The 22,117-nt window shown below is 60.4% G+C and carries 25 protein-coding genes; 15 read left to right on the forward strand and 10 right to left on the reverse strand.

What is annotated here, in order from left to right:
• Positions 1-97 precede the first annotated feature (97 nt).
• Positions 98-1,504, reverse strand: a complete 1,407-nt coding sequence (ramB, locus tag QKE52_RS04255; protein WP_046647846.1) for an acetate metabolism transcriptional regulator RamB — start codon at positions 1,502-1,504, stop codon at positions 98-100.
• 401 nt (positions 1,505-1,905) lie between these two features.
• On the opposite strand from ramB, the gene QKE52_RS04260 reads away from it, so the two are divergent.
• From QKE52_RS04260 to QKE52_RS04275, 4 genes are read left to right on the forward strand one after another with little or no spacing between them, the layout of a single operon-like run.
• On the forward strand, positions 1,906-2,661 hold the full coding sequence (locus QKE52_RS04260; RefSeq protein WP_046647845.1) for a succinate dehydrogenase cytochrome b subunit: 756 nt from the start codon (positions 1,906-1,908) through the stop codon (positions 2,659-2,661).
• 15 nt (positions 2,662-2,676) lie between these two features.
• Complete coding sequence (locus QKE52_RS04265; RefSeq protein ID WP_046647844.1) at positions 2,677-4,698, forward strand: fumarate reductase/succinate dehydrogenase flavoprotein subunit; 2,022 nt, start codon at positions 2,677-2,679, stop codon at positions 4,696-4,698.
• Complete coding sequence (locus QKE52_RS04270; protein WP_046647843.1) at positions 4,698-5,447, forward strand: succinate dehydrogenase/fumarate reductase iron-sulfur subunit; 750 nt, start codon at positions 4,698-4,700, stop codon at positions 5,445-5,447. Before QKE52_RS04265 ends, QKE52_RS04270 begins: the two co-directional genes overlap by 1 nt.
• 47 nt (positions 5,448-5,494) lie before the next feature.
• Positions 5,495-5,866 (forward strand): membrane protein, encoded by a 372-nt coding sequence (locus QKE52_RS04275; protein WP_049157597.1) that lies wholly within the window; start codon positions 5,495-5,497, stop codon positions 5,864-5,866.
• A 227-nt stretch (positions 5,867-6,093) separates the two neighbouring features.
• On the opposite strand, the gene QKE52_RS04280 is transcribed toward QKE52_RS04275, so the two are convergent.
• Both QKE52_RS04280 and QKE52_RS04285 read right to left on the reverse strand, forming a co-directional pair.
• On the reverse strand, positions 6,094-6,366 hold the full coding sequence (locus QKE52_RS04280) for a hypothetical protein (protein WP_347948227.1): 273 nt from the start codon (positions 6,364-6,366) through the stop codon (positions 6,094-6,096).
• Positions 6,367-6,802: 436 nt separating this feature from the next.
• The gene (locus QKE52_RS04285; protein ID WP_070682406.1) at positions 6,803-7,720 is read right to left on the reverse strand and encodes an Abi family protein; all 918 of its coding nucleotides are present in this window, start codon (positions 7,718-7,720) and stop codon (positions 6,803-6,805) included.
• A 311-nt stretch (positions 7,721-8,031) separates the two neighbouring features.
• Here QKE52_RS04285 and QKE52_RS04290 point away from each other — a divergent pair, with 311 nt between their 5' ends.
• The 6 genes from QKE52_RS04290 to QKE52_RS04315 all read left to right on the forward strand — a co-directional run bounded on the left by QKE52_RS04290 (position 8,032) and on the right by QKE52_RS04315 (position 11,517).
• Positions 8,032-8,355 (forward strand): phage antirepressor KilAC domain-containing protein, encoded by a 324-nt coding sequence (locus QKE52_RS04290; protein WP_232761147.1) that lies wholly within the window; start codon positions 8,032-8,034, stop codon positions 8,353-8,355.
• Positions 8,352-8,837: a hypothetical protein gene (locus QKE52_RS04295; RefSeq protein ID WP_049154434.1), complete on the forward strand. Its 486-nt coding sequence runs from the start codon at positions 8,352-8,354 to the stop codon at positions 8,835-8,837. The genes QKE52_RS04290 and QKE52_RS04295 overlap by 4 nt, the downstream gene beginning before the upstream one ends.
• Positions 8,838-8,952: 115 nt before the next feature.
• Complete coding sequence (locus tag QKE52_RS04300; protein WP_049154436.1) at positions 8,953-10,287, forward strand: DUF445 family protein; 1,335 nt, start codon at positions 8,953-8,955, stop codon at positions 10,285-10,287.
• A 15-nt stretch (positions 10,288-10,302) separates the two neighbouring features.
• Positions 10,303-10,764, forward strand: a complete 462-nt coding sequence (locus QKE52_RS04305) for a CGLAU_01105 family protein (protein ID WP_049154438.1) — start codon at positions 10,303-10,305, stop codon at positions 10,762-10,764.
• 13 nt (positions 10,765-10,777) lie between these two features.
• Positions 10,778-11,068: a DUF2516 family protein gene (locus tag QKE52_RS04310; protein ID WP_049154440.1), complete on the forward strand. Its 291-nt coding sequence runs from the start codon at positions 10,778-10,780 to the stop codon at positions 11,066-11,068.
• Entirely contained in the window at positions 11,068-11,517 is a 450-nt protein-coding gene (locus QKE52_RS04315) for a deoxyribose-phosphate aldolase (protein WP_070510557.1), read from the forward strand. Before QKE52_RS04310 ends, QKE52_RS04315 begins: the two co-directional genes overlap by 1 nt.
• 3 nt (positions 11,518-11,520) lie before the next feature.
• Here the strand turns inward: QKE52_RS04315 and QKE52_RS04320 are convergent, their stop codons facing one another.
• Genes QKE52_RS04320 through QKE52_RS04330 form a run of 3 tightly spaced genes read right to left on the reverse strand, consistent with a single transcriptional unit; the run spans position 11,521 to position 13,670 of the window.
• Positions 11,521-12,318 carry a DUF2993 domain-containing protein gene (locus QKE52_RS04320; protein WP_046647834.1) on the reverse strand — a complete coding sequence of 266 codons (798 nt, stop codon included), beginning with the start codon at positions 12,316-12,318 and terminating at the stop codon, positions 11,521-11,523.
• Positions 12,319-12,341: 23 nt separating this feature from the next.
• Positions 12,342-13,151 carry a class I SAM-dependent methyltransferase gene (locus tag QKE52_RS04325; RefSeq protein WP_347948228.1) on the reverse strand — a complete coding sequence of 270 codons (810 nt, stop codon included), beginning with the start codon at positions 13,149-13,151 and terminating at the stop codon, positions 12,342-12,344.
• A 27-nt stretch (positions 13,152-13,178) separates the two neighbouring features.
• Positions 13,179-13,670, reverse strand: coding sequence for a DUF2505 domain-containing protein (locus tag QKE52_RS04330; RefSeq protein ID WP_046647832.1), 492 nt, complete (start codon positions 13,668-13,670; stop codon positions 13,179-13,181).
• Between the two features lie 24 nt (positions 13,671-13,694).
• On the opposite strand from QKE52_RS04330, the gene QKE52_RS04335 reads away from it, so the two are divergent.
• Both QKE52_RS04335 and QKE52_RS04340 read left to right on the forward strand, forming a co-directional pair.
• Complete coding sequence (locus QKE52_RS04335) at positions 13,695-14,816, forward strand: UDP-N-acetylmuramate dehydrogenase (RefSeq protein ID WP_347948229.1); 1,122 nt, start codon at positions 13,695-13,697, stop codon at positions 14,814-14,816.
• Positions 14,817-14,890: 74 nt separating this feature from the next.
• The gene (locus QKE52_RS04340) at positions 14,891-15,088 is read left to right on the forward strand and encodes a hypothetical protein (RefSeq protein ID WP_070682411.1); all 198 of its coding nucleotides are present in this window, start codon (positions 14,891-14,893) and stop codon (positions 15,086-15,088) included.
• 37 nt (positions 15,089-15,125) lie between these two features.
• Here the strand turns inward: QKE52_RS04340 and QKE52_RS04345 are convergent, their stop codons facing one another.
• Positions 15,126-15,602 carry an S-ribosylhomocysteine lyase gene (locus QKE52_RS04345; RefSeq protein WP_046647829.1) on the reverse strand — a complete coding sequence of 159 codons (477 nt, stop codon included), beginning with the start codon at positions 15,600-15,602 and terminating at the stop codon, positions 15,126-15,128.
• A gap of 84 nt (positions 15,603-15,686) precedes the next feature.
• On the opposite strand from QKE52_RS04345, the gene QKE52_RS04350 reads away from it, so the two are divergent.
• Positions 15,687-16,853: a YihY/virulence factor BrkB family protein gene (locus QKE52_RS04350; protein ID WP_070510563.1), complete on the forward strand. Its 1,167-nt coding sequence runs from the start codon at positions 15,687-15,689 to the stop codon at positions 16,851-16,853.
• Positions 16,854-16,855: 2 nt separating this feature from the next.
• Here QKE52_RS04350 and QKE52_RS04355 read toward each other — a convergent pair whose 3' ends face one another.
• Positions 16,856-17,884, reverse strand: coding sequence for a hypothetical protein (locus QKE52_RS04355; protein WP_347948230.1), 1,029 nt, complete (start codon positions 17,882-17,884; stop codon positions 16,856-16,858).
• A 46-nt stretch (positions 17,885-17,930) separates the two neighbouring features.
• Between QKE52_RS04355 and QKE52_RS04360 the strand changes: the two genes are divergently transcribed.
• Positions 17,931-19,123, forward strand: a protein-coding gene (locus QKE52_RS04360) for an IS3 family transposase (RefSeq protein WP_347948231.1) whose coding sequence is annotated in 2 segments (ribosomal slippage) — positions 17,931-18,210 and positions 18,210-19,123 — 1,194 coding nt in all. Because the reading frame shifts where the segments join, the coding sequence is not laid out codon by codon here.
• 179 nt (positions 19,124-19,302) lie between these two features.
• On the opposite strand, the gene QKE52_RS04365 is transcribed toward QKE52_RS04360, so the two are convergent.
• Positions 19,303-19,506, reverse strand: a complete 204-nt coding sequence (locus QKE52_RS04365) for a hypothetical protein (protein ID WP_347948232.1) — start codon at positions 19,504-19,506, stop codon at positions 19,303-19,305.
• A gap of 164 nt (positions 19,507-19,670) precedes the next feature.
• Positions 19,671-20,306, reverse strand: a complete 636-nt coding sequence (locus QKE52_RS04370) for a hypothetical protein (protein ID WP_071410249.1) — start codon at positions 20,304-20,306, stop codon at positions 19,671-19,673.
• Between the two features lie 514 nt (positions 20,307-20,820).
• Between QKE52_RS04370 and QKE52_RS04375 the strand changes: the two genes are divergently transcribed.
• Positions 20,821-21,981: an RtcB family protein gene (locus QKE52_RS04375; protein ID WP_347948233.1), complete on the forward strand. Its 1,161-nt coding sequence runs from the start codon at positions 20,821-20,823 to the stop codon at positions 21,979-21,981.
• Positions 21,982-22,117 lie beyond the last annotated feature (136 nt).

The following is a 22,117-nucleotide window of genomic DNA, read 5'->3' on the forward strand; positions in this document are numbered from 1 at the left end:
ATGGAGAGTGCTCCCCAGCTTTTAAGATTCATCTGCGTTAACGGCGTAAAGATGGATGATTTAAAACCTGCGCGATTACGCCGTTAACTAGCTTTAGTTAATAGGGTGCCACTGCAGAGCGGTGGGCGTCGACGACAAGCTGTTCGTTAATGGCGGGAAATGCCCGCTGGGAGCAATTCTGGCGCGGGCAGGTGCGGCAGCCGGCGCCAATGGGAGTGGCGGCGGAAAGGGCATTGAGGTCTAGCCCCTGGGCGTACACGGTGCGATTAGCATGGCGTGCCTCGCAGCCCAGACCGATGGAAAAGAGCTTGTTCGTATCCCCAAAACGGCCTTGTGGGTAGCTCACCGTTCGTGAGATCCATAGGTAATTGCGCCCATCTGGCATCTGCGCCAACTGGCGGGAAATGGTGTTGGGGTGTGAGAAGGACTCGTACACATTCCATAGGGGGCAGGTGCCGCCGGAGTTGGAGAAGTGCACGCCGGTGGCGGATTGGCGTTTGGACATGTTGCCGGCGCGGTCAACGCGCACGAAGGTAAAGGGGATGCCGCGCTTGTTGGGGCGCTGCAGCGTGGAGAGGCGGGAGGCAATCGTCTCGTAGCCCACTCCGAAGACATTGCAGAGGTATTCCACGTCGTACCCCGACTGTTCGGCTTCGCTATGGATGAGGCCATACGGGAGGAGCGTGGCCGCAGCGTAATAATTGGCGATACCCCGCTTGGCCAAGTTGATGGAGGCCTCTGAAGTAAACGGTTCTTCCTCCACGAGCTCGTCGAAAAGCGCGCCCGCTTCGAGGAAGCCAAGCTCAGCTGCCATGCGGAAGGCGCGCTGGCCGACGCTCAGCCGGCTGGCAAGGCGAAGGGTCCCGCTGTCCTTGTCGAAGCGGTGCAGCGTGCCATCCATGCGATCGGTGGTGAGGATCTCCACGCCGTGCTGGGTGGTGAGTCTGTCGTCCAGAGCCTGTTCGATGTCGCGGATGTGGAAGGGGACGACGTCGAGCTCCGCGGAGATCGCCTCTGCATGCTGATCTAACTCATCGAGATAATTCTGGCGGGCATAGAAGAAATCCCGAACCTCATCGTGCGGCATGGACAGCGCCTGGTTGCCGTCGGAGCGGCGGGTATCGGTGGCGAGGGAAAGCTTGTCGCGGATATTGCGGTAGCGGCGGTGAATGTCGACGAGCGTGCGCGCAACGGTGGGGTGGTTGTAAACCAGTTCGGACAATTCCTGTAATTCCACGGGGGAGGGGCAGATTTCTTGGTCCTGGACGACATCTTGAATCTCGGCGAGTAGCCGCGAGTCATCGTCACGGGAAAAGAAAGTGGCATCCACACCAAATGCTTCAGTAATCCTAAGCAAGACCGGAACGGTGAGGGGGCGTACGTCATGTTCAATCTGATTAACGTAACTAGCGGAAAGCCCCAGCGTAGCGGCGAGGGAGGCTTGGCTGAGATCACGTTCGCGGCGCAGCTGGCGCAGGCGCGAACCTACGTATGTCTTGCTCATGTGAGCTAGGTTACCTAGTGCCTTTCGGTCATAACAATAGTTTTGCAAGGAATGTGTGAAGCATTTTAACTTCGCTGCGAAGTGGGGGTGTTAGCGGGGCGTGAAGGGGCGGTGAGGGGTGTGTACCAAGCGAAAGTTTGACACCTAAAGGGGTAGGGTCGTCACTCGAGTCACACCCTGTGACAAAAGTCTCAACCGCGAAATGTTTTCGCAAGGTTAATATTGCGTAAAGCGAAGTGATCAAGGTAGACCGGCATAAGTCGGGGGACACTTAAGGCAACCCTTGCCTTAACTCATTTCTGTCAGGGGCCTGTAGGTGGGGGAGGGGGCGTTAAAAGCAAAGGGATAAGTAGTGGTCAGCGCGCAGTCCTGCGTAAGGTAAGGGCGACAATGGAGGTGTCATGTCTGTAAAAAATCCTGACCGTGAAGCCCTTGCTCACGGCCGCATTACTAATGAAACGATTCGTCCTAAGCCAGGAATTCCGTCCTGGGCTTTGAAACTGACGATGGCAATTACCGGTCTGTTCTTCGCGCTGTTCGTTGTAGGACACATGGCCGGCAACTTGAAGCTCTACCTGCCGGCCCACAATGGCGAGGAAGCCATCGATGCCTACGGCGCATTCCTGCGCAGCATGGGTGATCCGCTGATTCCGAGCGGGCACCTTCTGTGGATCATCCGCATCGTCTTGCTGGCGTGCGTGATCGCCCACATTTACGGCGCCTTTGCGCTGACCGCTCGCTCCAAGGCATCCCGCGGTAAGTTCAAGCGCACCAACCTGATGGGCGGCATGGATTCCTTCGCAACGAAGACCATGCTGGTGACCGGCGTCGTGCTGCTCCTGTTCATCGTCTTCCACATCTTGGACCTGACGATGGGTGTTCAGCCGATCGCTCCGGAGGCTTTCGCTCATGGCGAAGTGAAGGCCAACATGATCGCTACCTTCTCCCGCTGGCCGGTGACCATCATTTACATCGTTGCCATGCTCTGCCTCTTCCTGCACCTGACCCACGGCATCCGCCTTGCGGCTTCCGACCTGGGCATTACCGGTGCTAAGTGGCGCGAGGTCTTTGTCATCCTGGCGTACATCGTCCCGGCCGTCGTGTGCCTGGCAAACATCGTTATGCCGTTGTCCGTCGCCCTGGGCTGGGTCAGCTAAAGGAGTTTTGAACCCATGACTAACGCGAATACTGAACTCAAGCGCGAGCACCCGAACTTCTCGCACCCGCAGTCCATCGTCCCGGGTGTCAAGCCGGGCCGCATCCTGGAGTCCCACGAGCCGCACGGCGTCCCGATGAAGGACATGTGGAGCTACCAGAAGGACCACATGGAGCTGGTCTCCCCGCTGAACCGCCGCAAGTTCGAAATCATCGTCGTCGGTACCGGCCTGGCTGCTGGTTCCGCTGCGGCTGCCCTCGGCGAGTTGGGATACAAGGTGAAGGTCTTCACCTACCACGATTCCCCGCGTCGCGCGCACTCCATTGCTGCGCAGGGTGGTGTGAACTCTTCCCGCCACAAGAAGGTGGATAACGACTCCGCCTACCGCCACACCAAGGACACCGTCAAGGGCGGCGACTACCGCTGCCGCGAGTCCGACTGCTGGCGCCTGGCTTATGAGTCCATCCGCGTCATCGACCACATGAACGCCATCGGCGCTCCGTTCGCTCGCGAGTACGGCGGCACCCTGGCTACCCGTTCCTTCGGTGGCGTGCAGGTCTCCCGCACCTACTACACCCGTGGTCAAACAGGCCAGCAGCTGCAGCTGTCCACCACTTCTGCGCTGTACCGCCAGATTGGCCTGGGCAACGTGGAGCTCTTCGCTCACCACGATATGCAGGACGTCATCACCTACAACGACAACGGCACCAAGCGTGCCGGCGGCATTGTGACCCGTAACCTCATCACCGGCGAGCTCAAGGCCTTCACCGGCCACGCAGTCATCCTCGGTACCGGCGGTTACGGCAACGTCTACCACATGTCCACGCTGGCTAAGAACTCCAACGCTGGCGCCATGATGCGTGCGTACGAGGCTGGTGCTTACCTGGCTTCCCCGGCATTCATCCAGTTCCACCCGACCGGCCTGCCGGTCAATTCCGAGTGGCAGTCCAAGACCATCCTCATGTCTGAGTCGCTGCGTAACGACGGCCGCATCTGGTCTCCGATCAAGGAGGGCGATGACCGTCCTGCTAACGAGATTCCGGAAGAGGAGCGCGACTACTTCCTAGAGCGCCGCTACCCGGCCTTCGGTAACCTCGTCCCGCGTGACGTGGCTTCCCGTGCCATTTCCCAGCAGATCAACAAGGGTCTGGGCGTTGGTCCGCTGCACAACTCCGTGTACCTGGACTTCCGCGACGCCATCGAGCGTCTGGGCAAGGACAAGATCCGCGAGCGTTACTCCAACCTCATCGAGATGTACGAAGAGGCCATCGGTGAGTCCGCCTACGAGACCCCGATGCGTATCGCTCCGACCTGCCACTTCACCATGGGTGGCCTGTGGACGGACTTCAACGAGATGACCGCCATCGACGGCCTCTTCGCCGCCGGTGAGTGCTCCTGGACCTACCACGGTGCGAACCGCCTGGGTGCTAACTCCCTGCTGTCCGCTTCCGTTGATGGCTGGTTCACCCTGCCGTTCACTATCCCGAACTACCTGGCTCACCACCTGGGTGAGGCCAAGCTGGCCGAGGATTCCGCCGAGGCTAACGACGCCGTTGCTCGCGCACAGGCTCGCATCGACCGCCTCATGTCCATCCAGGGCGAGGATCCGCACGGCCCGGCGTACTACCACCGCCAGCTGGGTGACATCCTCTACTGGGGCTGTGGTGTGTCCCGTAATGTCGAGGACCTCAAGGTTGCCATCGAGAAGGTCCGCGCACTGCGCAAGGACTTCTGGGCTAACGTCCGCATCACTGGTGACGCTAACGACATGAACCAGGTCCTCGAGTATGGTCTGCGCGTTGCTGACTACATCGACCTGGGTGAGCTCATGTGTATTGACGCCCTTGACCGCGACGAGTCCTGTGGTGCTCACTTCCGCGAGGACCACCTCTCCGAGGACGGCGAGGCCGAGCGCGATGACGAGAACTGGTGCTTCGTTTCCGCATGGGAGCCGGGCGCTGCTGAGGGCGAGTTCATCCGCCACGCTGAGCCGCTGTACTTTGATTCGATCCCGCTGATGACAAGGAACTACAAGTAATGAAACTGACACTTGAGATCTGGCGTCAAGCCGGACCGACGCAAGAAGGCAAGTTCGAAACCGTGCAGGTTGACGACGCCGCCGAGCAGATGTCCATTCTGGAGCTGCTCGACCACGTCAACGACGGCCTCATTGAGGCCGGCACCGAGCCGTTCGCATTCGCTTCCGACTGCCGTGAGGGCATCTGTGGTACCTGTGGCCTCCTGGTCAACGGTCGCCCGCATGGCCCGGGTCAGAACACCCCGGCCTGCCAGCAGCGCCTGTTCCAGTTCAAGGATGGCGACACCATCAAGCTGGAGCCTTTCCGCTCCGCTGCCTACCCGGTCATCAAGGACATGATCGTGGACCGCGCCAAGCTGGACCACGTCATGGAGCAGGGCGGCTACGTGTCCATGGATGCGGGTACCGCTCCGGACGCTGACACCCTGCACGTCAACCACGAGACCTCCGAGTACGCCCTGGATCACGCCGCCTGCATCGGCTGCGGTGCCTGCGTGGCATCCTGCCCGAACGGTGCTGCTCACCTGTTCACCGGCGCCAAGCTGGTTCACCTCTCCCTCATGCCGCTGGGCAAGGAAGAGCGTGGACGCCGCGCACGCAACATGGTGGACGATCTGGAGCAGAACTTCGGCCACTGCTCGCTCTACGGCGAGTGCGCCGACGTCTGCCCGGCTGGTGTGCCGCTGACCGCGGTTTCCGCGGTTACCCGCGAACGTGCACGTGCTGCTTTCCGCGGCAAGGACGACTAAGCTATAGTCATTCACAGGATTAACAGGAACGAGAGAAAGTTTCAGCCATGAGCGACCTCAACCCGGCAGTTGCTGATCACCACAGCGAGACCTACCCGGAGTTCTCCGGTAAGATTCAGGACTCCTACATCGAGGGATATGACCCCGTTTCTTACAGTGCACCGCACTCTTCTTTGCTGCGCACCTCCACCTGGGTGGGCATGGGCTTGGTTCTCTCGATCCTGCCGGCGCTGGGCATCCTGATCTGGGGCTTCGGCACCAAGCTGTACCCGCAGGGCACCGCCGGTGCTGACTACCAGATCAACCTGATTGTGGGCGCCATCGCCAGCGTCGTCGTAGCCATCCTGGCTATCGTCTCCGTCAAGTATGGCCGCCGCTACTACCGCCAGTACCGCAAGGAAACCGGCCGCATCAACTAGGCACCTCCTAGGCCGTTGAACGCCTAAGTTTCTGTACTGACACCACCACAACCCCCACCTCCAAACACACATGGGAGACCATGTGAGGAGGCGGGGGTTGTTGGCGTTTGGGGTGGGTGCTGGGCGGGCGGAGAGGGGGAGCGGGCGCTTGGCGACGCCCCTACGGTGCCATACGCGTGAATGGCGCCGCAGGGAGCGACGCGAACACTAACCTGACTTGGCTCAAATTAGTGCCGAAGGGTTGGGGCGGTGATGTTGTCGACGAGGGTTTGGATTTCCGGGGGTAGTGGTACGGCGGCATGGATGGTTTCGCCGCCAACGACGAGTTGAAAGCTGCGGTATTTCTTGAGTGTTCTCACGAGGCGTTTGATGGATTGACCACTGCGGGTCTCCATCAGGTGGGCCACGGCTAGGGCTGCGATGACGATGTTGAGGTGGGCTGTGATCGAGTCTTGTTTCCTGGCGTAGATTGGGCGTGCTTTCAGGTCTGATTTCGACATCCGAAACGACTTTTCAATGTTGAATAGCCTGCGGTAATGCCCGATAACCTCACTAGCGGGAAGAGTAGTCAGGTCGGTTTCATAGCCTTTAATTCCGGCTAGGGCTCGGTGTTTGGCGGCAAGAGCGTAGTTGACCTTCTTGTTTGGGGCGGAAAGATCGATATAGCGGTTGCGCTTGATTGCGATATCGCCGTCAACAGCGCGTTTGGCTTTCGCTATTTGCTTGCCGATTCCGCGCAGGCTGCGTCTAGCCCGAACATGGGAGTGCTGGAAGTGAGTCCTACAGCGGTGTCACAACCGGATGCAAGTGGGGGCGGCTGAAGAACTACGGCGAGAAACTCGTCGAGAACATCGTCCAAGCAGTCGCTCGTGACCTACTCGTCCACGCCATGACACTCGACGCAGACGGGTACGAATGCGACTACTACCGCAAAGATTAGACGCGCCAGAGAGGCAACTCGCCCCAGCTGTCAGGTGCTCCTGTGCGAGAAAACGGCACGATGGGATTGTGCGGGTAGGTGTGGAACAGCTTCGGTAGCCGGTCGGCTGGAGACAATTCCAGTTGGCGCTGCAAGTATTGGATAAGGGAGAGCTGCCCGAACACGCGATTCATTCCTTCAGCTACCGGAGCCAGCCTGACGTCATTGTTCAGTTTCGGTTTGATGTCGTAAACACGGTTGAACATCCTTGCATGATGAGCTGCGTAATTACGCAGAATATTCAAGGATTTCAGCCATGATTCAAGCTGAGGACCAGTTAGGCCGCAGGGCTCGGCAATCCGTTTGCGCACGATATTGGGTGACATGCCGTACAGGTACGACAGCATCCCCCAATCCATGATTTCGACAGCCGCCCAGATGGGTAGAGTCCCGCCATATTTGGATTTGTGGTGGGCGACGAAGTCCTCCTTCGACGCTTTCAATGCCGACTGGTACTTTCTCAGCCACACCTCGTGCACGCTACGCCCGTCTTTGTTTCGCTGCCGTGCCCGGGCGCTCAAACGCTGGGGATCCAAATAGATCAGCGGGTCAAGGCGACCCAGCTCGTGACCGAGCTTGGTTCGAATAGCCAACTCCACGCGATCAAGCTCGATGAACACGCTGTGGCGCAATTGTTCGTCAAACCCATAGAGGGCTACCACCAGGTCAAACGATGCTCCCTCAACGAATTCATCTCGGGCAGTGCCGTCGTCTTGGGAGAAACGGCGCATCGGGTACCAGTATCCGGACAAGCGGTAGTAGTTCAATTGAGCCAGCAGCGTCTCAGCATGCTTGGGATCATCCACTCGCATCCCACGCTGACGAAGCAATTCGACCTGTTCACCGTAGGTCTTGAACTGCTTCACCTGCTCCACGCACACCCCTGTTTGATACAAAAACGAAGACCGGCCCTGGACTCCCATTGAGGCGGGCAGCGGAACCGGTCATGTTGACTACGAGGTTACCTGGTTGATGACGCCGAGGCAAGAGCACGGGACATGGAGCCATCGGTACGATCCGAACCATCACCTCGGGCGGACAGGTCCTGTTCTGCGGCTGGGACGTGGCGACCGCCCTCGGCTACGCCAACACGAAAGATGCCCTGGCGCGTCATTGCAGGGGGTCGTTAATCACTACCCCCTTGAAACGGCTGGTGGCATCCAGCAGGTCAGGTTTACCAGCGAAGGTGTCCTATTACGACGTGGTGCTGGCGTCGCCGTCGCTGATCACCACCACCGAGATCGCCAAGGACTACGGCCTGTCGGCGAAGAAGCTCAACCAGATTCTGCGCGGGGAGCAGGTGCAGTTTCACCAGCCCGGGCGTTGGTTCCTCTACGCCAAGTTTACTGAGAAGGGTTACACCCAGTCCAAGACGTACGAGTACGACGAGGGCAAGACCTGCACCCACATGTACTGGACGCAGAAAGGCCGCCTGTTCATCTATGACCTGTTGAAGAACATCCGTGGCCTGCTGCCGGTGGTCGAGCGTGAAGGCGAGGACGCCAGATGACCACCACTGCGCTTCTTGATATCGGAATACCGAAGAAGAACGTCGAAGGATACCCTGACCCGACCTGCTACCGGGCCCTGAAAGCGATTCAGCGCGCCGAGATCGACTGGGCTCACCAGATGGACATCCCGAACCACCACCAGATCACCGACCAAGCCGGGCTGGAGCAGGTGGCCAGGTTGGATCACGTCGCCGCCACCTACACCAACGACCGGCGCTCGTCTGCGAGCTTCATTTCCTCGGACTGTGTCGTGATGGACATCGACAACGACCACACCGAGGAATCATCCAACTGGGTGACACTGGAGAAGCTCGCCGAGTTGATAGCGGGTGTGGTGTTCATGACCGCCACTTCCCGTAACCACCAGAAGGCGAAAGGCGTGCTGGCGGCTAGGTTCGGTTTCTTTGATCAGCAGGCGTTGGATGCCGGACGGTTCATCTACGGAACCACAAACGGGCCCTCGGCAGGCTGGCGTTCATAAAGCTAGGAGTCGATCTTAGTGTTGGTGGCAATCGAATGTGTCCGGTACGCCCACTAATGTTGATTAATGGATTCACTATTCCCCATCATTACGCAGACCCAAGGAGAACCAACCCATGACGCACCGCGCAGACGCAGGGCTTGAGCCGGCTCGGGAAACGTCGGCGGCGCAGACGTCGTTTGTGCCGCAGCCAGGAAACCAGGAGGCGCGCCGGGCGGACCTGCGCCGCTGGAAGGCGATTGCGCTGTCCTTCCTGATTGGTGCGGCGGTGATCTTTTTGGGGTGCTCGTGGTGGCAGGCGTCGGCAAGCGGGGCTCCCGTCTGGGTGGGCTACGTGCGCGCGGCAGCGGAGGCAGGAATGGTCGGTGGACTGGCGGACTGGTTCGCGGTGACCGCGCTGTTCCGCCGCCCCATGGGGCTGCCCATCCCGCACACCGCGCTCATCCCCAACAACAAGGACCGCGTGGGTGATGCGCTCAAGGACTTCGTGGAGGAGAACTTCCTCACCGCGGATGCACTCAGCGCCAAGGTGCGGGAGGCGGAGATACCGCTGTGGCTGGCGCGCCAGGGCGTGGAGCCTGGGCGGGCGGAGGAGGTCTCCGCGTGGATTGGTGAGCGCGCAGCCAGCGTGGTCGCAGACCTAGACCCGGCGGAGGCAGAGCAGTTCATCCGCACCCAAGTCATGGACCGTCTGGCAGAGCCGGAGTGGGGCCCGCCGCTGGGGCGCCTGCTGGAGGGCTATATCGCGGAAGGCAAGGCGCGGCCGCTGGAAGATGACCTCATTGAGTGGGCGCACGGCAAGATCCTCGGCATGGAATCCACGGTGGTCACCGCCATTGATGAGCGCATGCCCGGCTGGGCGCCGCGCTTTGCCCGCGAGATGGTGGGGGAGAAGGTCTACGCCGAGCTTGTGGAATTCGCCGATGAGGTCCGCCGCAACGGCAACCACGAAGCCCGCCTGGCCATTCGCCGCAACCTGTCCAAGCTGGCTTCGGACCTGCAGTGGGATGAGGACATGCGCGGGCGCATCGAAGGCATCAAGCAGGAGATGCTGGCCTCCGATCAGGCGCAGAAGGCGCCGGCGGCGATGTGGGCGACGGTCTCCTCCACGCTCATTGAACAGCTCACCGACCCAGAGTCCTTCCTGCGCCAGAAGATCACCGCCAAGGTGAAGGAATTGGCGCACCGCCTGCTGGAGGATTCCGAGTTCCTGGCCCAGGCCAACGAGCTGGTGGACAAGGCCGCGCGCTACGCGGTGGAGAAATTCGCCCCGGAGATCATCGCGATTATTCCGGAGACCATTAAGCGCTGGGATGCCCAGGAGGCTTCCGAGAATATCGAGCTCATGGTGGGCAAGGACCTGCAGTTCATCCGCCTCAACGGCACGGTTGTGGGTGCGCTGGCGGGGTTGGTTATCTACACTGTTAATCATCTGCTTTTTGGCGTCTAACAAGGAGTGACGACCATGTCCGTATTTGACTCAATCAAGAATGCCGGTTCCTCTGCTTTTGATGTGGCCAAGGATTTTGGTGGCCGTTTCAAGGAGGAGCGCCAGAACCAAGCCCAGAGCGCGCAGGCGGATCGCATTGCCCGCGCCGCCGATGAGGCGGGCATGGGTGATGGCACCGCGAAGGAAGAGTCCTTCTTTGACCGCGTGACCTCCACGGCCAAGAACATTGGGGAGTCTGTGTCCTCCGCAGCGCGCGAGACCCGCAACTCGGAGTCTTTTGAAAAGGCCCGTGAGGATTTCACCACGGCCTTCAACGAGACCCGTGAGGGTGTGCAGGGCGCTATCAACAACGCCAAGGAGCAGCGCGCGGAGGGCAAGCATGCCCAGCAGCCGCAAGAGCCGCAGAGCCCGCGCAACCCCTACGCACAGAAGCCGAATGACGATGTCATTGACGGCGAAGTAGTTGACGAAAACTAGTTAGTCTTTCTTGATGCACACTTTTCTTAACATTATTGCGTCGATACCGCACTACATTTTCATCGCGGTATCTCTCTTCGCCCTCTTTGGTGCCGTCCTAGCGGCGATGACGCGGGAGGATGCCTTCCGCGCCGGTGACCGCCAGAACAAGTGGGTATGGGTCGGCCTGCTCTTCGGCTCCGCCCTGTTGATGAACCTGCCGCTGCCTTTTGTCAGCTGGATTGGTGCCATCATCACCGGCGTGTATTGGTTTGACGTGCGCCCGCAGCTCAAGGCCATCATCAACGGCGATTATTCCTACTAATGCTGAATCTGCTTGAGGCCTCCGTGGAGGAGGTGCGAACCCAGTCGGCGGGGCAACAGCGAGTGCTGGTCTCCCCGCACCACGTGCTTGCCGCTGAGGGCGCCGAGCACGTTATTGCTGTTGCCGGTTATCCCACCGGCCGCCACCACTCCTTGGTGAAGGCGGCGGAGGCACGGCTGGCAGTTCAGTCAGGTGCCGCCGAGGTGTGGGTTGCGGTGGATGAGCTGCTAGGGGATGCCACCTCGCTCCTCTCCGAGCTCGTCACTCTCCGCGAAGCCTGCCCGCTGCCAGTGCGCTTGGGGCTCATTCTTCCTGAGCGTCCGGCTTTGCCGTTGCCGGAGTATGCGCGTGCTGCCGAGCAAGCGGGCTATCAGTGCCTCATTGAAACGGGCTCCGTCGTTTCAGACGACGAAGCCCTGGATACGCAGCTCTCCATAGAGAGCCTTTAATTCTTAATTAGCCGGTGCCTGCTGTGCTGGCGCGGTGGCGGAATCGAGTTCGCTCATCGGAACGTCGTGGCCAATGAGGGTGAGCGTGAGTTCGCCAGCCCCAACATCCACGGACTCGAAGGTCAGCTGCTGGCCCGCGAGCTGTTCCTCCATGCCTTCGGCCAAGGCATTCGAGATCGCGGAGGTCGCCTGCTCGGGCAGGTCGAAGCCGAAGAGCGATGCTTCCTTCGCATCGATGGCGAGCTTGCCGTCGCGAGCCTCCGGCTTGAGTGACAGCGTGGCCAGGCCACCGGCAAATTCCACCTCGAGGTCATCCTCGGCATCGTTGGCGGTAATCGCGGTGACTACCAGGTTGCCCAAGGCGTCATAGCCAGACTGCTCAGCAATGGCCTTTTGGAAGCTGGCGAGCAGGAACTGATCCGGCACCGTCGTCGAAGCCCGCAGCGTGCCCGCGACCGGCTCCTTGGACAGCGTCATGTCTTCGACGTGGACATCAGCGGCCGGTTGGCCGGTGATGGTGGTGCCCTCAATCTTCAGCGTGGACGGGGTCTTCATATCCATCTGCGGAATCTTGCCGTTGAGCAAACCAAAGACCATGGGGCTGGCACCGAAGCTCACCTCCGGTTCCTCGGAGGTCTCCACGCCCTGCTCCTTGGCGGACTGGGTAAATTGGCTCTTCATCTGAGAACCCAAGAACCAGCGCAGGCCGAGCTCAGCTAGCAAAATGATGAGCAGGAGCGTCACCAGTACGCCGATGAAAATTTTCCAGGCCGTCGAGGCGGGAGATTTAGAAGAAGCCATGACTACTAGTGTGGCGCACTGGATTAAAGTTGGCCAACTACCAGGTCCCAATCCACTGTGAGAACGTTGTCCCGCAGGCGGCGGTTCACCGGGTGGATGGGGACTGTCTGCCGGAGTTCTTCGCGCGCCATGCGCCAGCGCACCCGCGGGCCATATGGAGACCAGCCGGCGGCGCGGTCCCAGGCGGCGTCGGCCGCTTGCAAGAGCTCGTGGATCGGTTCACCCGGCACGTTGCGGTGGATGAGGATTTTGGGAAGGCGCTCCGCAATATCGCTGGGGCGCTCCACGTCGAAGGGATCCCAGGCGAGGGTCAGCGTGCGCGGGCCGGAGGCGTCGAGAAGCACCCAGGCCGATCTGCGTCCCAGCTCGTCGCAGGTTCCCTCCACGAAGAACCCGCCGGGAGCAAGACGTGAGGTCACCGTGGTCCAGGCTTTCTCTACCTGGTCGACGTCGTACTGGCGCAGCACGTTGAAGGCTCGCACCAGCTGCGGGCGGTAGCCGGCAAGCTCGAAGCCGCCCAACTCGAATGTGACGCCATCGCGCGGCGGCAGGACGCGCTCGGGGGAAATCTCTAGGCCCGTTACCCGGGTATTCGGGTTAACGCTGCGCAGCCAGCCGGCCCACTCCACGGTGGTGGTGTGGGAAGCGCCGTAGCCGACGTCGAGAGCCAGCGGCTCCGGAGTGGAGCGCAGTAGCGAGGAGATCTCCGGGTGCGCCACCATCCACCGATCACAGCGGCGCAGGCGGTTGGGGTTGGTGGTGCCGCGGGTAACAACGCCAAAAGGCCGACCAGCGCTTTCCTGAGCCTTCAGGTTATGCGCGTGATCGGCCATGGCAACAACTGTGGTGTAGGGAGTTGTTTAGAGGTTGTTGGAGATCCACTCTTCGGTGAGCTTGCCCTCGTTGGTGTAGAGCTCCTGCAGAGCTTCAGCGACCTTCGGCTCGATGGCAGCGCCCATCATCGGGATGTTGACGGAAACCTCGGTGACGTAATCCAGAACGGTGGTCTCATCCTGGGCCTTGTAGGTGATGTCACCCTTGAAGTCGACCGGGGTGCCCTTGACGTCAGCGGTGAAGGAGACGGAAATCTGCTCGTCGACCAACTCGCCGATGGTCACGGTGCGCTTTTCCTTCAGATCCTGGGAGACCATGGCGCGAACGGCCTCCGGAAGGAGGGAGGTCGGAAGAATTTCGTAGAGCACAGCGGTGTTGCCGGTGAACTCGTGCACGGTACCCGGTTCCGGGGACAGCTTGGCCACGATGAAGTCCCAGTACTCCTGAGTGGTCAGTGCCTTGTGCACCTTATCGATGGGCTGGTTGATGATAACGGTGTTTTCGCTACGGGTTGACATGAGTTACAGACTACCTTGGTAGACGTGCTAGATAAATTCCTGACCCTCGCTGACATTGACGGAGTCACGCTGGATTCCGAGACCACCTTCGCCGATCTCACGACGCTGCGCATCGGTGGTGCACCGCTGGTGACGGTGCGCTGCGCCAGCGCTGAGGCGGCAATTGCTGCGTTAGCAGCGCTTGACGACGCCTCCCAGGACTACCTCGTCGTCGGCGGCGGCTCCAACCTCGTGGTGGCGGAAGGCCAGTTGGATGTCGTGGTCGTGGTGCTCGACTTCGAGGATATCGATGTCACCGTGGCCAACGGCCTCGTGCGCGCTGATGCGGGCGCGGTATGGGATGACGTCGTGGCTTTGTCCGTGGACTGCGGTCTGGGCGGCATCGAATGCCTTTCCGGCATCCCGGGCAATGCGGGTGCCGTGCCGGTGCAGAATGTCGGTGCCTATGGCGCGGAGACCTCCGACGTCCTCACGCAGGTCTACCTCTACGAGCGCGCTACCCGCACCGCGACGTGGGTGCCGGCCGCGGACCTGGAGCTGGCGTATCGCTACTCCAACCTGAAATTCACCGGCCGCGGCGTGGTGCTGGCTATTGAGCTGCAGCTGACCACCGATGGACTGTCCACACCCCTGCGCTTTGGCCAGCTCACCCAGAACCCCGGTGAGCGCCGCCCGGTCGCGGAAGTCCGTGAGGAAGTGCTGAAGCTGCGTCGCGGCAAGGGCATGGTGCTCGACCCAGAAGACCACGACACCTGGTCAGCCGGTTCCTTCTTTACCAACCCCATCGTGGAACCGCAGCTTGCCGATTCCATCCAGGAAGCCGTCCGCGCCGCCCGCGGCGACGAGGATGCGGACCGCATGCCGCGCCATGCGGTGCCGACAAGCGGCACCGCATCTGGAGAAGGAAAGGAAAAGCTCTCCGCCGCCTGGCTCATCGAGCGAGCCGGCTTTGCCAAGGGCTACCCGGGTGAAGAGTCAGGTGCGAAGGCAACCCTGTCCACCAAGCACACCCTGGCGCTGACCAACCGCGGTGAGGCCACCGCAGATGACATCGTTGCGCTGGCCCGCGAGATTCGCGCCGGGGTTCAAAAGGCCTTCGGCGTGACGTTGGAGCCGGAGCCCATCTGGCTAGGGGTAGAAATATAAGTGCGAAATATTTAAAATAGCGTTGAATTGCTAGCTCGCCGCCGCAAACACTAGGTGCCCAGAAAGGACCTCGCATGTACATCCCCAAAGACGTACTCTTTGCCATCCTCCTCTTTGTTTCGGCCCTTCTTTGCGCGGTGGCGATGCTGTTGGTCCCAGGCCTGTTCGCGGAGTTCAGCGCAGCGCGCTGCACCTTAATGGCGAGCGTCTTGGGGCTCGGCGTCGCCGGGCTGTTTTTCTCCCGCATCCAGATCCGACGCCTCGAGCACTAGCTGTTAGGGCTCCATTGCCCCAAGCTTTCACCGCCGCTTAGGCCATGACGTTGAGCCACTCATCCTTGGCCGCGAGGAAATCGCGTGCGGCCTCCTGTGCGCCCTCGAGTGAGTGGTGGGCGCCCCAGCCGCACTGTACCTCGTTGGCGGCGGGAACCTCGGTGGCGTTGAGGATGTCATTGAGTGCGCCCTCGACGGCGCGGAGCAGCTCGTCCTGCTCCATGCCGTTGGTGATGGCGTAGAAGCCGGTGCGGCAGCCCATCGGGGCAAAACCGATGAGCTTGTTGGTGTAGTTGCGCATGAAGTTGGCCATCATGTGCTCCACCGAGTGGATTGCCTCGGTGCCGAGGTGCTCCTTGTTGGGCTGGCAGAAGCGCAGGTCATACTTGATAATCTCGACTCCGCCGCCCAGGTCGGTGCGGTCGGCGACGCGGATATAGGGGGCGTCGACAAGCCGGTGGTCGAGCTCGAAGGACTTTACGTTGATCTTGTTCTCGGTGTTCTTCTCAGTCATGCTTTCCCAGTGTAACCACGGCTTAGCCTGTGGCCCGAGTGTCCTTCCCCTGAATGCGGGCTGTGCCGCATACGCTGGTCAGATATGAGCGAAGAGGAGATTGGCGGCAACGCTATTCCGGCCGAAGAGCCAGAGACCATCGTGCCGTTTAAGAGCTCGACCATCCTTGAGGTCCAGGGCCACGATGAGGAACGCGACCCTTTCTCCAGGGACAACCGGCTCCGCAAGGAGAGCTGGGGGCTGATCATCCGCCGCACGTGGAATGACTTTTTCCACGATGCCTTCATGGACCGTGCCGCCGGGATGACCTACTTCACGCTCATGGCTTTTGCGCCCACGGTACTGGCCGCCTACTCCATTGCCACGCTCATCTTCTCCTCCCGCCAAGCGGAAGTGGAGCAGCTGACCTCAGAGCTCATCGAACAGTACGTCCCTGGCTCGCTTTCTGAGCAAGCCCATACGGTCGTCGGCACGATCATCGGCTCTAGCGCGCAGGGCACGTTGGCACTGATCATTTCCCTGGCCATTTCGCTGTTTTCAGCGTCGGCGTATGTGCGGGCCTTCTCGCGCACTGCCAATACCGTGTACGGCCGGGTGGAAGGCCGCGGGATCATCCGCACGTGGGCGCTGATGTGGGGGCTGACAGCAGTCATCGTGGTGGGCGCGGTCATCGTGCTTTTTGCCAACTTGCTGCGTGATGCTGTTCTTAACGAAGGGTTGATTCCGCTCGCGCGCAACGTAGGGCTAGAAGATACCGCCACGTACTTGGTAAGAATCTTCCTTCCGGTGTGGAACTGGCTGCGCTTTCCCGTCACTGTGATCGTGGTGCTCACGCTCATTGCAGTGCTCTATCACTTCGGCCCCAACGTGCGGCCTGGGCGCTTTAGGTGGATTACTTATGGTTCGGTGGTGGCGCTCGTGGGCACAGTAGTGTCCTGGGGGCTGGTGGGCCTCTACCTGAAGTACCTCGCTGCGGCCAGCGCCTATGGTGCGCTAAGCACCGTCATGGCGGTGTTCATGGCTATGTGGTTGATGAACACCGTGCTCATCGTCGGCATCAAGATTGATGCTGAGGTGTTGCGTGCCAAGGAACTGCAGCTGGGGCTACACTCCGAGCGTTTTATCCAAGCCCCGCCGCGCTCTGATAACTCCTCCCAAGCCCAGGCCCGCGCCCAAGAGAGCCTAGAGCAGAGGGCGCGTGAGATTTCAGACAACGCGCGGCAGGCACAGGACGAGACGGCAGGGATGTAGCCCTACTTCAAAGCGAGGTGGAAGGGAATCTCGGTGCCCGGCACGACGATGCCGAACGTGCCGTCTTCCGCGCCGTTCTCCGGCACGCTGACAGCCACTCGGCCGGTACGTTTCTCTTGCGGCTGGAAGGGAGTGTCTACGTCGATAAACCCATTGACATCCCACATGAGGGGCTGCCCATTCGATTCCTCGCCCGGGCCGAAGTAAAGGAACGCCATTTCCGAGCCGGCGTCGGTCTCGTTGCCCACGTACGTCAAGGTCAAATCAAAGACCAGGTATTTCTTCCCCTCGTCCGGCTGCTTGTAGGAAGGGTCCGCGGCCATGACTTCGTCCGTGCCATCGAAGTTGAGGTTGCTGACATCCACGTGCCATTCCGGCCCTTCCAGCGTCGTGTTGAGCGGTAGCGGGTTAGAACGCGAACCGGGCGTGCCTTCTTCAATGACTTGGTTTCCGTTCTCATCAGGAACGCTTTCGTAGTATTCCGTCGCTGTTGGGGTGGGAGAGCCCGTGCTGTCCAGCGTCTCCTCCTCATCCCAGGGGCGCACCGTCGTGCCCACGATAGAACTTGATATTTCGGGTGTTTGCGTAGTGTCCGGAAGCGACCCGATGAATTTTGCGGCCATGAAGAAGAAAAAGACTACCGAGGCGATCAAGCTGCCCACCACAGTGATGATCAGGGCGACTGCTCCCCACACAGTTGACTGGTTGCTGAGGAAAAGTGAGACCGCGCCGGCAATAAGCGCTGCGAGGAGAAGGATCCAGCCTGCGGCGTAGATGCCGGGGATGCAGGCGATGATTGTGCCGAGAACGGCGAGAACCGTGGCGATGATTCCAACGACGGACTTTTTCTTTGGTGGCTCTGGCTGGGGTTGGGCAGCCCCGTAACCGCCGCCAGGATTGTTATGGGGAGTGCCTAAGGGTGGGAAAGGCTGGTTGGCGTAGGGGTTCTGCTGCGGTCCCCCGTGCTGGTGCGGTCTCTGCTGACCGGGGCCTGGGGGTGGAGTGGGACCTGACCCCTGTTTGGTAGACACCTGATATCCAGCCCGGTTGGGTTGGGAAGAAAGGTAATCTACCACCATGCCTAGGTACTCCGAACAGTTCAAACGTGATGCTGTGGCCCTCTACGAAAACAATGAGGACCTCTCACTTCACGCGGCTTCAGCAGAGCTTGGAGTCAATCGTTCCTCACTTTATTCGTGGCTTAAGCAGTACGGCACCGGCAAGCGTGCCCGCACGAAGACCTTGCGCGATGAGGCTCAGGCGACGACTGATTCTGAGCGGATCCGCCAGCTAGAAAAAGAAGTCTCTAAGCTTCGTGAAGAACGTGACATCCTGCGTAAGGCCGCGAAGTATTTTGCCGAAGAGACACGCTGGTAATCCGCTTCCAGTTTGTCTATGACTACCGAACCGAGTACTCGGTCAAGCGGATGTGCCACGTGTTAAAGCTCAATCGCTCTTCGTTCTACAAATGGGTCAACACCCGCGAAAAACGCAGGTTAAAGATGTGCTCTGATGCTCTTATTGGCGCAAAAATCAAGACCATCTTCGATGATGAGCACGGGCTTTATGGTGCTAAACGCATCGCTGCAAGCCTCAACGACGATACGGACTTCGGCCCGATCAACCATAAGAAGGTCGCACGCATCATGAAATCCATGGGGCTGAAAGGCTTTAGTAAACGGCGTCGATGTATCACCACCAGGCGCAAGCCTGGCCATCGAGTCATGCCAGATTTAGTAGGCCGCAAATTCACAGCTGACAGGCCAAACCAGGTCTACGTAGGCGATATCACCTACCTGCCGTGTAAGGGCGGCAAGAACATGTACCTGGCCACGGTCATCGACGTCTACTCGCGCAAACTCGTCGGCCATGCACTAGCCGATCACATGCGGGTATCGCTGGTTATCGAAGCTTTATCTCATGCCAGAAAAGTCCGCGGAAGCCTTAAAGGGGCAATTTTCCATTCCGATCATGGCAGTGTGTACACCTCACAAGCATTTAGAGAGCACTGCGCTGTACTTGGTGTTCGCCAATCCATGGGAGCAGTGGGTACAAGTGCCGATAATGCCCTGGCAGAATCGTTTAACGCCAGTCTCAAGCGTGAAGTTCTGCGTGATCGGAAAGTGTTTGACAATCCCATCATCTGCCGCCAAGAAGTCTTCCGATGGTGCATGCGCTACAACACGCGCAGACGGCACTCCTGGTGCAATCTTCTAGCCCCCGATGCCTTCGAAGCACTCACATCAACTACACTGACCCAAGCAGCATAGCTAACCCCCGACGTGTCTACTTTCCGGGGGCCAGGCCCGTGTGCGGCGGATACGGAGGTTGGGTCATGAGTAGCTTCTTTCAGGAGAGCGTCAGATGAGTCCCGATAATAATCGCCGCATGGCTACTGCACCTGGGAAAGCAGCTAGCCGGGGAGCGCTCCTAACTGCCCGGCACACTGTTACTGCGCAGATTCTTCCGAAACCTGGCGGTGGCCCGCGGCCTTTTCTTGCCCGCGCTTATTAATCAGTGCTGAGACTAGGAATCCAAACCCCATAACCGTTGTGGCTCTGGTTGACCACTCGTAATCAGCGATGAGCCAACCGGCAAGGGAAATGACGCTGAGTGAGCTGACCGCTGTTATGAGGAATTTTTCATTATCCATGCTTCGTCCTCTGGTTCGTAGAAGTCTCGCAATTAAGTAAACGGTGCCTTATGCGAAAAACTATCACGAGGCGAAGGGTGCAGGCAGAAAAGAAGCCGAGGATGCCCGCTTCTTTGCGGACGTCCTCGGCTTGTTCTTAGGGCTTGCTGTTAGGGGCCAGCGCCCTAGGCGGAGGGGTAGGTGCCGTCCTCGGTGAGGCGCGCGGAGTCGTCGAGAAGCATGGCAATCTCGGCGGCCTTGGCGTCCTGTGCCGGGAGGCGGCGGCCCTCGATGACCTCAAACAGCGGGGCGCGGCCCAGCATTCCGGCCTCGAAGTGTGCACGGCCAGTACGCAGGCGCTGCTCGGCGTGCTCACGCCACTGGGCGGCGGCGTCCGCCCCGCGCTGCTGGGACACGGCCTGCTCGAACACGCCGGGGTGGGCGTAGACGATGAGCGCGCCGACGTGGCCGAAGCCGAGCGAGGTCAGCGCCGCGGCCTTCACGCTGTGGCCCGCAGAGCCGAGGTCCAGCGGGGAGCGCAGCCACACCAGGTTCGGCGCCTTCGGGGCGATAAGCGGGTCGACGCAGTCCAGGGACACGTTCGCCGGGATGCGGTGCGTGCGGAAGACGTCGATGATGCCGCCGGTTTGGAAGAGCGCGGCACCCGCTTTGGAGTGGCCGGTGAGTGTCTTCTGGGAGATGACAAACATCGGCTGATCCTCATCGCGGCCAATCGCTGGCCACAGCAGGGAGTGCAGCTCGGACTCGTTCGGGTCGTTGGCGCGGGAGATGAAGCGCTCGTCGATGCCGCCGGCGACCACGACGTCGGCCTTGCCCAGTGCACTCTTGCTGCATAACCCAGATAAAGATCCAGCCCACTCTCGACTAGGGCGAGGCGGGCTGAACGATTAAACGAAGCTTGTCACGGCGCACGACACCCCGCCAGACGGACGAACAAATGAGCAGGCAGTGAATGCGGTTGAATGGACGGTGTCAAGTTTTCGTGGCTGGGTGAATTTCCTTGCATCATCAATCGCATGTAGAAATCGCGTAGATCGTGTAGGCTCACACGCAGCACTAACAGCCCGAAAGAAGAAGAACAAGAAAGCATAAAGGAGGCGAACCGCGATGATGACCCATAACAATCAGCCGCTAGGACGCCTCTTTAAGCAACTCTTCTAACAGGCTGACTTGACCATTTCCCGGGAAAGCGGCCCTGCTTATCCCGGACGTTGGTGCCAGCCGCGCGACCCGCGCGCACAACTTATAAGTCAGCCGCCCAAGCAGGCCCTTTCTCACGAACTGCGTTACGCAAACGCAGAGAAAGGCTCTCTTATGCGCCTGCACAACTTCGCCTCCATTGTTGAAGACAAGACGGTGGCGCAGGCACAACTCGTCGCTGACCTGCCCTTCGTCTACCCACATGTGGCGCTCATGCCTGATGCCCACTTTGGCAAGGGCTCCTCGGTCGGCACTGTCTTCGGCACGCTGCGCGCCGTCATCCCGGCGGCCGTCGGCGTGGATATCGGCTGCGGCATGATTGCCGTGCGCACGGGGCTCACCCACGCGGACATCCAGGACTTCGCTCTCGAGGACCTGCGCACCGCGGTCGAAGACTCCATTCCGCTCTCGCCCGGAAACTACAACGGTTGGATCATGGACCCGCGCACCGAGGCCCGCACGCGCGAGCTCTCGCAGCTGGCCCAGGACACCGGCGTGGATCTCGGCCACTCCAAAAACTGGCGTCAGCAGCTGGGCAGCCTGGGCGGCGGCAACCACTTCATCGAGCTGTGTCTCGACGAATCCGACCGCGTCTGGCTGTTCCTGCATTCTGGCTCGCGCGGCGTGGGCAACAAGATTGCCCAGAAGCACATCAAGGCCGCGCAGCGTCACTGCGAGAAGCACTGGATCCAGCTCGCGGACAAGGACCTGGCCTACCTCGTCGAGGGCACGGAAGAGTTCGACTCCTACATTGCGGATCTCCACTGGGCACAGCACTTTGCGCTGCTCAACCGCGATGAGATGATGGATCGTTTCCTCGACTGCGTCGCCACCTGGTCTGGCGCGGATCGCGAGGCCCTCGAGCTCGAGCGCATCAACTGCCACCACAACTACACCCAGCGCGAGAACCACTACGGTAAGAACGTGTGGCTCACGCGTAAGGGCGCCATCAAGGCGGACGAAGGCGACCGCGGCCTCATCCCCGGCTCGATGGGCACCGCTAGCTACGTCGTGGAAGGCAAGGGCTACCCGCCGGGCCTCAAGTCTGCGCCGCACGGCGCGGGTCGCGTCATGTCGCGCACCCAGGCCAAGGCCCGCTTCACCGAGGCGGACCTTGCCGCACGCATGGAAGGCATCGTCTACCGTCCCGGCGCCGAGTTCGTCGATGAGATTCCGGACGCCTACAAGGACATCGACTGCGTGATGGCCGATGCCGCCCAGCTCGTCGAGGTCAAGCACACCCTGCGCCAGATCCTCAACGTCAAGGGCACCTAACCTGCGCCATGATGGGACCGTCACTTTTAGTGACGGTCTCTTTTGAGCTTTCCGACGCCCCCTCCTCCTGCAGCGTCGCATCAGCACGACGCTTTGCCTTATGCAAGGAAACGAAGTGCGTGACCACTATTGATTA

This window comes from Corynebacterium sp. c25Ua_47 (genome assembly GCF_039907205.1).
In the GTDB taxonomy this organism is placed as follows: Bacteria; Actinomycetota; Actinomycetes; order Mycobacteriales; family Mycobacteriaceae; genus Corynebacterium; species Corynebacterium hiratae.

What these genes read in the sequence shown, in the direction of transcription:
- QKE52_RS04310 (WP_049154440.1), top strand. Translation starts at nt 10,778, where the DNA reads ATGCACACTTTTCTTAACATTATTGCGTCGATACCGCACTACATTTTC.
- QKE52_RS04300 (WP_049154436.1), top strand. Translation starts at nt 8,953, where the DNA reads ATGACGCACCGCGCAGACGCAGGGCTTGAGCCGGCTCGGGAAACGTCG.
- QKE52_RS04275 (WP_049157597.1), top strand. Translation starts at nt 5,495, where the DNA reads ATGAGCGACCTCAACCCGGCAGTTGCTGATCACCACAGCGAGACCTAC.
- ramB (WP_046647846.1), bottom strand. Translation starts at nt 1,504, where the DNA reads ATGAGCAAGACATACGTAGGTTCGCGCCTGCGCCAGCTGCGCCGCGAA.
- QKE52_RS04315 (WP_070510557.1), top strand. Translation starts at nt 11,068, where the DNA reads ATGCTGAATCTGCTTGAGGCCTCCGTGGAGGAGGTGCGAACCCAGTCG.
- QKE52_RS04350 (WP_070510563.1), top strand. Translation starts at nt 15,687, where the DNA reads ATGAGCGAAGAGGAGATTGGCGGCAACGCTATTCCGGCCGAAGAGCCA.
- QKE52_RS04365 (WP_347948232.1), bottom strand. Translation starts at nt 19,506, where the DNA reads ATGGATAATGAAAAATTCCTCATAACAGCGGTCAGCTCACTCAGCGTC.
- QKE52_RS04305 (WP_049154438.1), top strand. Translation starts at nt 10,303, where the DNA reads ATGTCCGTATTTGACTCAATCAAGAATGCCGGTTCCTCTGCTTTTGAT.
- QKE52_RS04260 (WP_046647845.1), top strand. Translation starts at nt 1,906, where the DNA reads ATGTCTGTAAAAAATCCTGACCGTGAAGCCCTTGCTCACGGCCGCATT.
- QKE52_RS04320 (WP_046647834.1), bottom strand. Translation starts at nt 12,318, where the DNA reads ATGGCTTCTTCTAAATCTCCCGCCTCGACGGCCTGGAAAATTTTCATC.
- QKE52_RS04265 (WP_046647844.1), top strand. Translation starts at nt 2,677, where the DNA reads ATGACTAACGCGAATACTGAACTCAAGCGCGAGCACCCGAACTTCTCG.
- QKE52_RS04270 (WP_046647843.1), top strand. Translation starts at nt 4,698, where the DNA reads ATGAAACTGACACTTGAGATCTGGCGTCAAGCCGGACCGACGCAAGAA.
- QKE52_RS04325 (WP_347948228.1), bottom strand. Translation starts at nt 13,151, where the DNA reads ATGGCCGATCACGCGCATAACCTGAAGGCTCAGGAAAGCGCTGGTCGG.
- QKE52_RS04330 (WP_046647832.1), bottom strand. Translation starts at nt 13,670, where the DNA reads ATGTCAACCCGTAGCGAAAACACCGTTATCATCAACCAGCCCATCGAT.
- QKE52_RS04375 (WP_347948233.1), top strand. Translation starts at nt 20,821, where the DNA reads ATGCGCCTGCACAACTTCGCCTCCATTGTTGAAGACAAGACGGTGGCG.
- QKE52_RS04345 (WP_046647829.1), bottom strand. Translation starts at nt 15,602, where the DNA reads ATGACTGAGAAGAACACCGAGAACAAGATCAACGTAAAGTCCTTCGAG.
- QKE52_RS04280 (WP_347948227.1), bottom strand. Translation starts at nt 6,366, where the DNA reads ATGTCGAAATCAGACCTGAAAGCACGCCCAATCTACGCCAGGAAACAA.
- QKE52_RS04295 (WP_049154434.1), top strand. Translation starts at nt 8,352, where the DNA reads ATGACCACCACTGCGCTTCTTGATATCGGAATACCGAAGAAGAACGTC.
- QKE52_RS04340 (WP_070682411.1), top strand. Translation starts at nt 14,891, where the DNA reads ATGTACATCCCCAAAGACGTACTCTTTGCCATCCTCCTCTTTGTTTCG.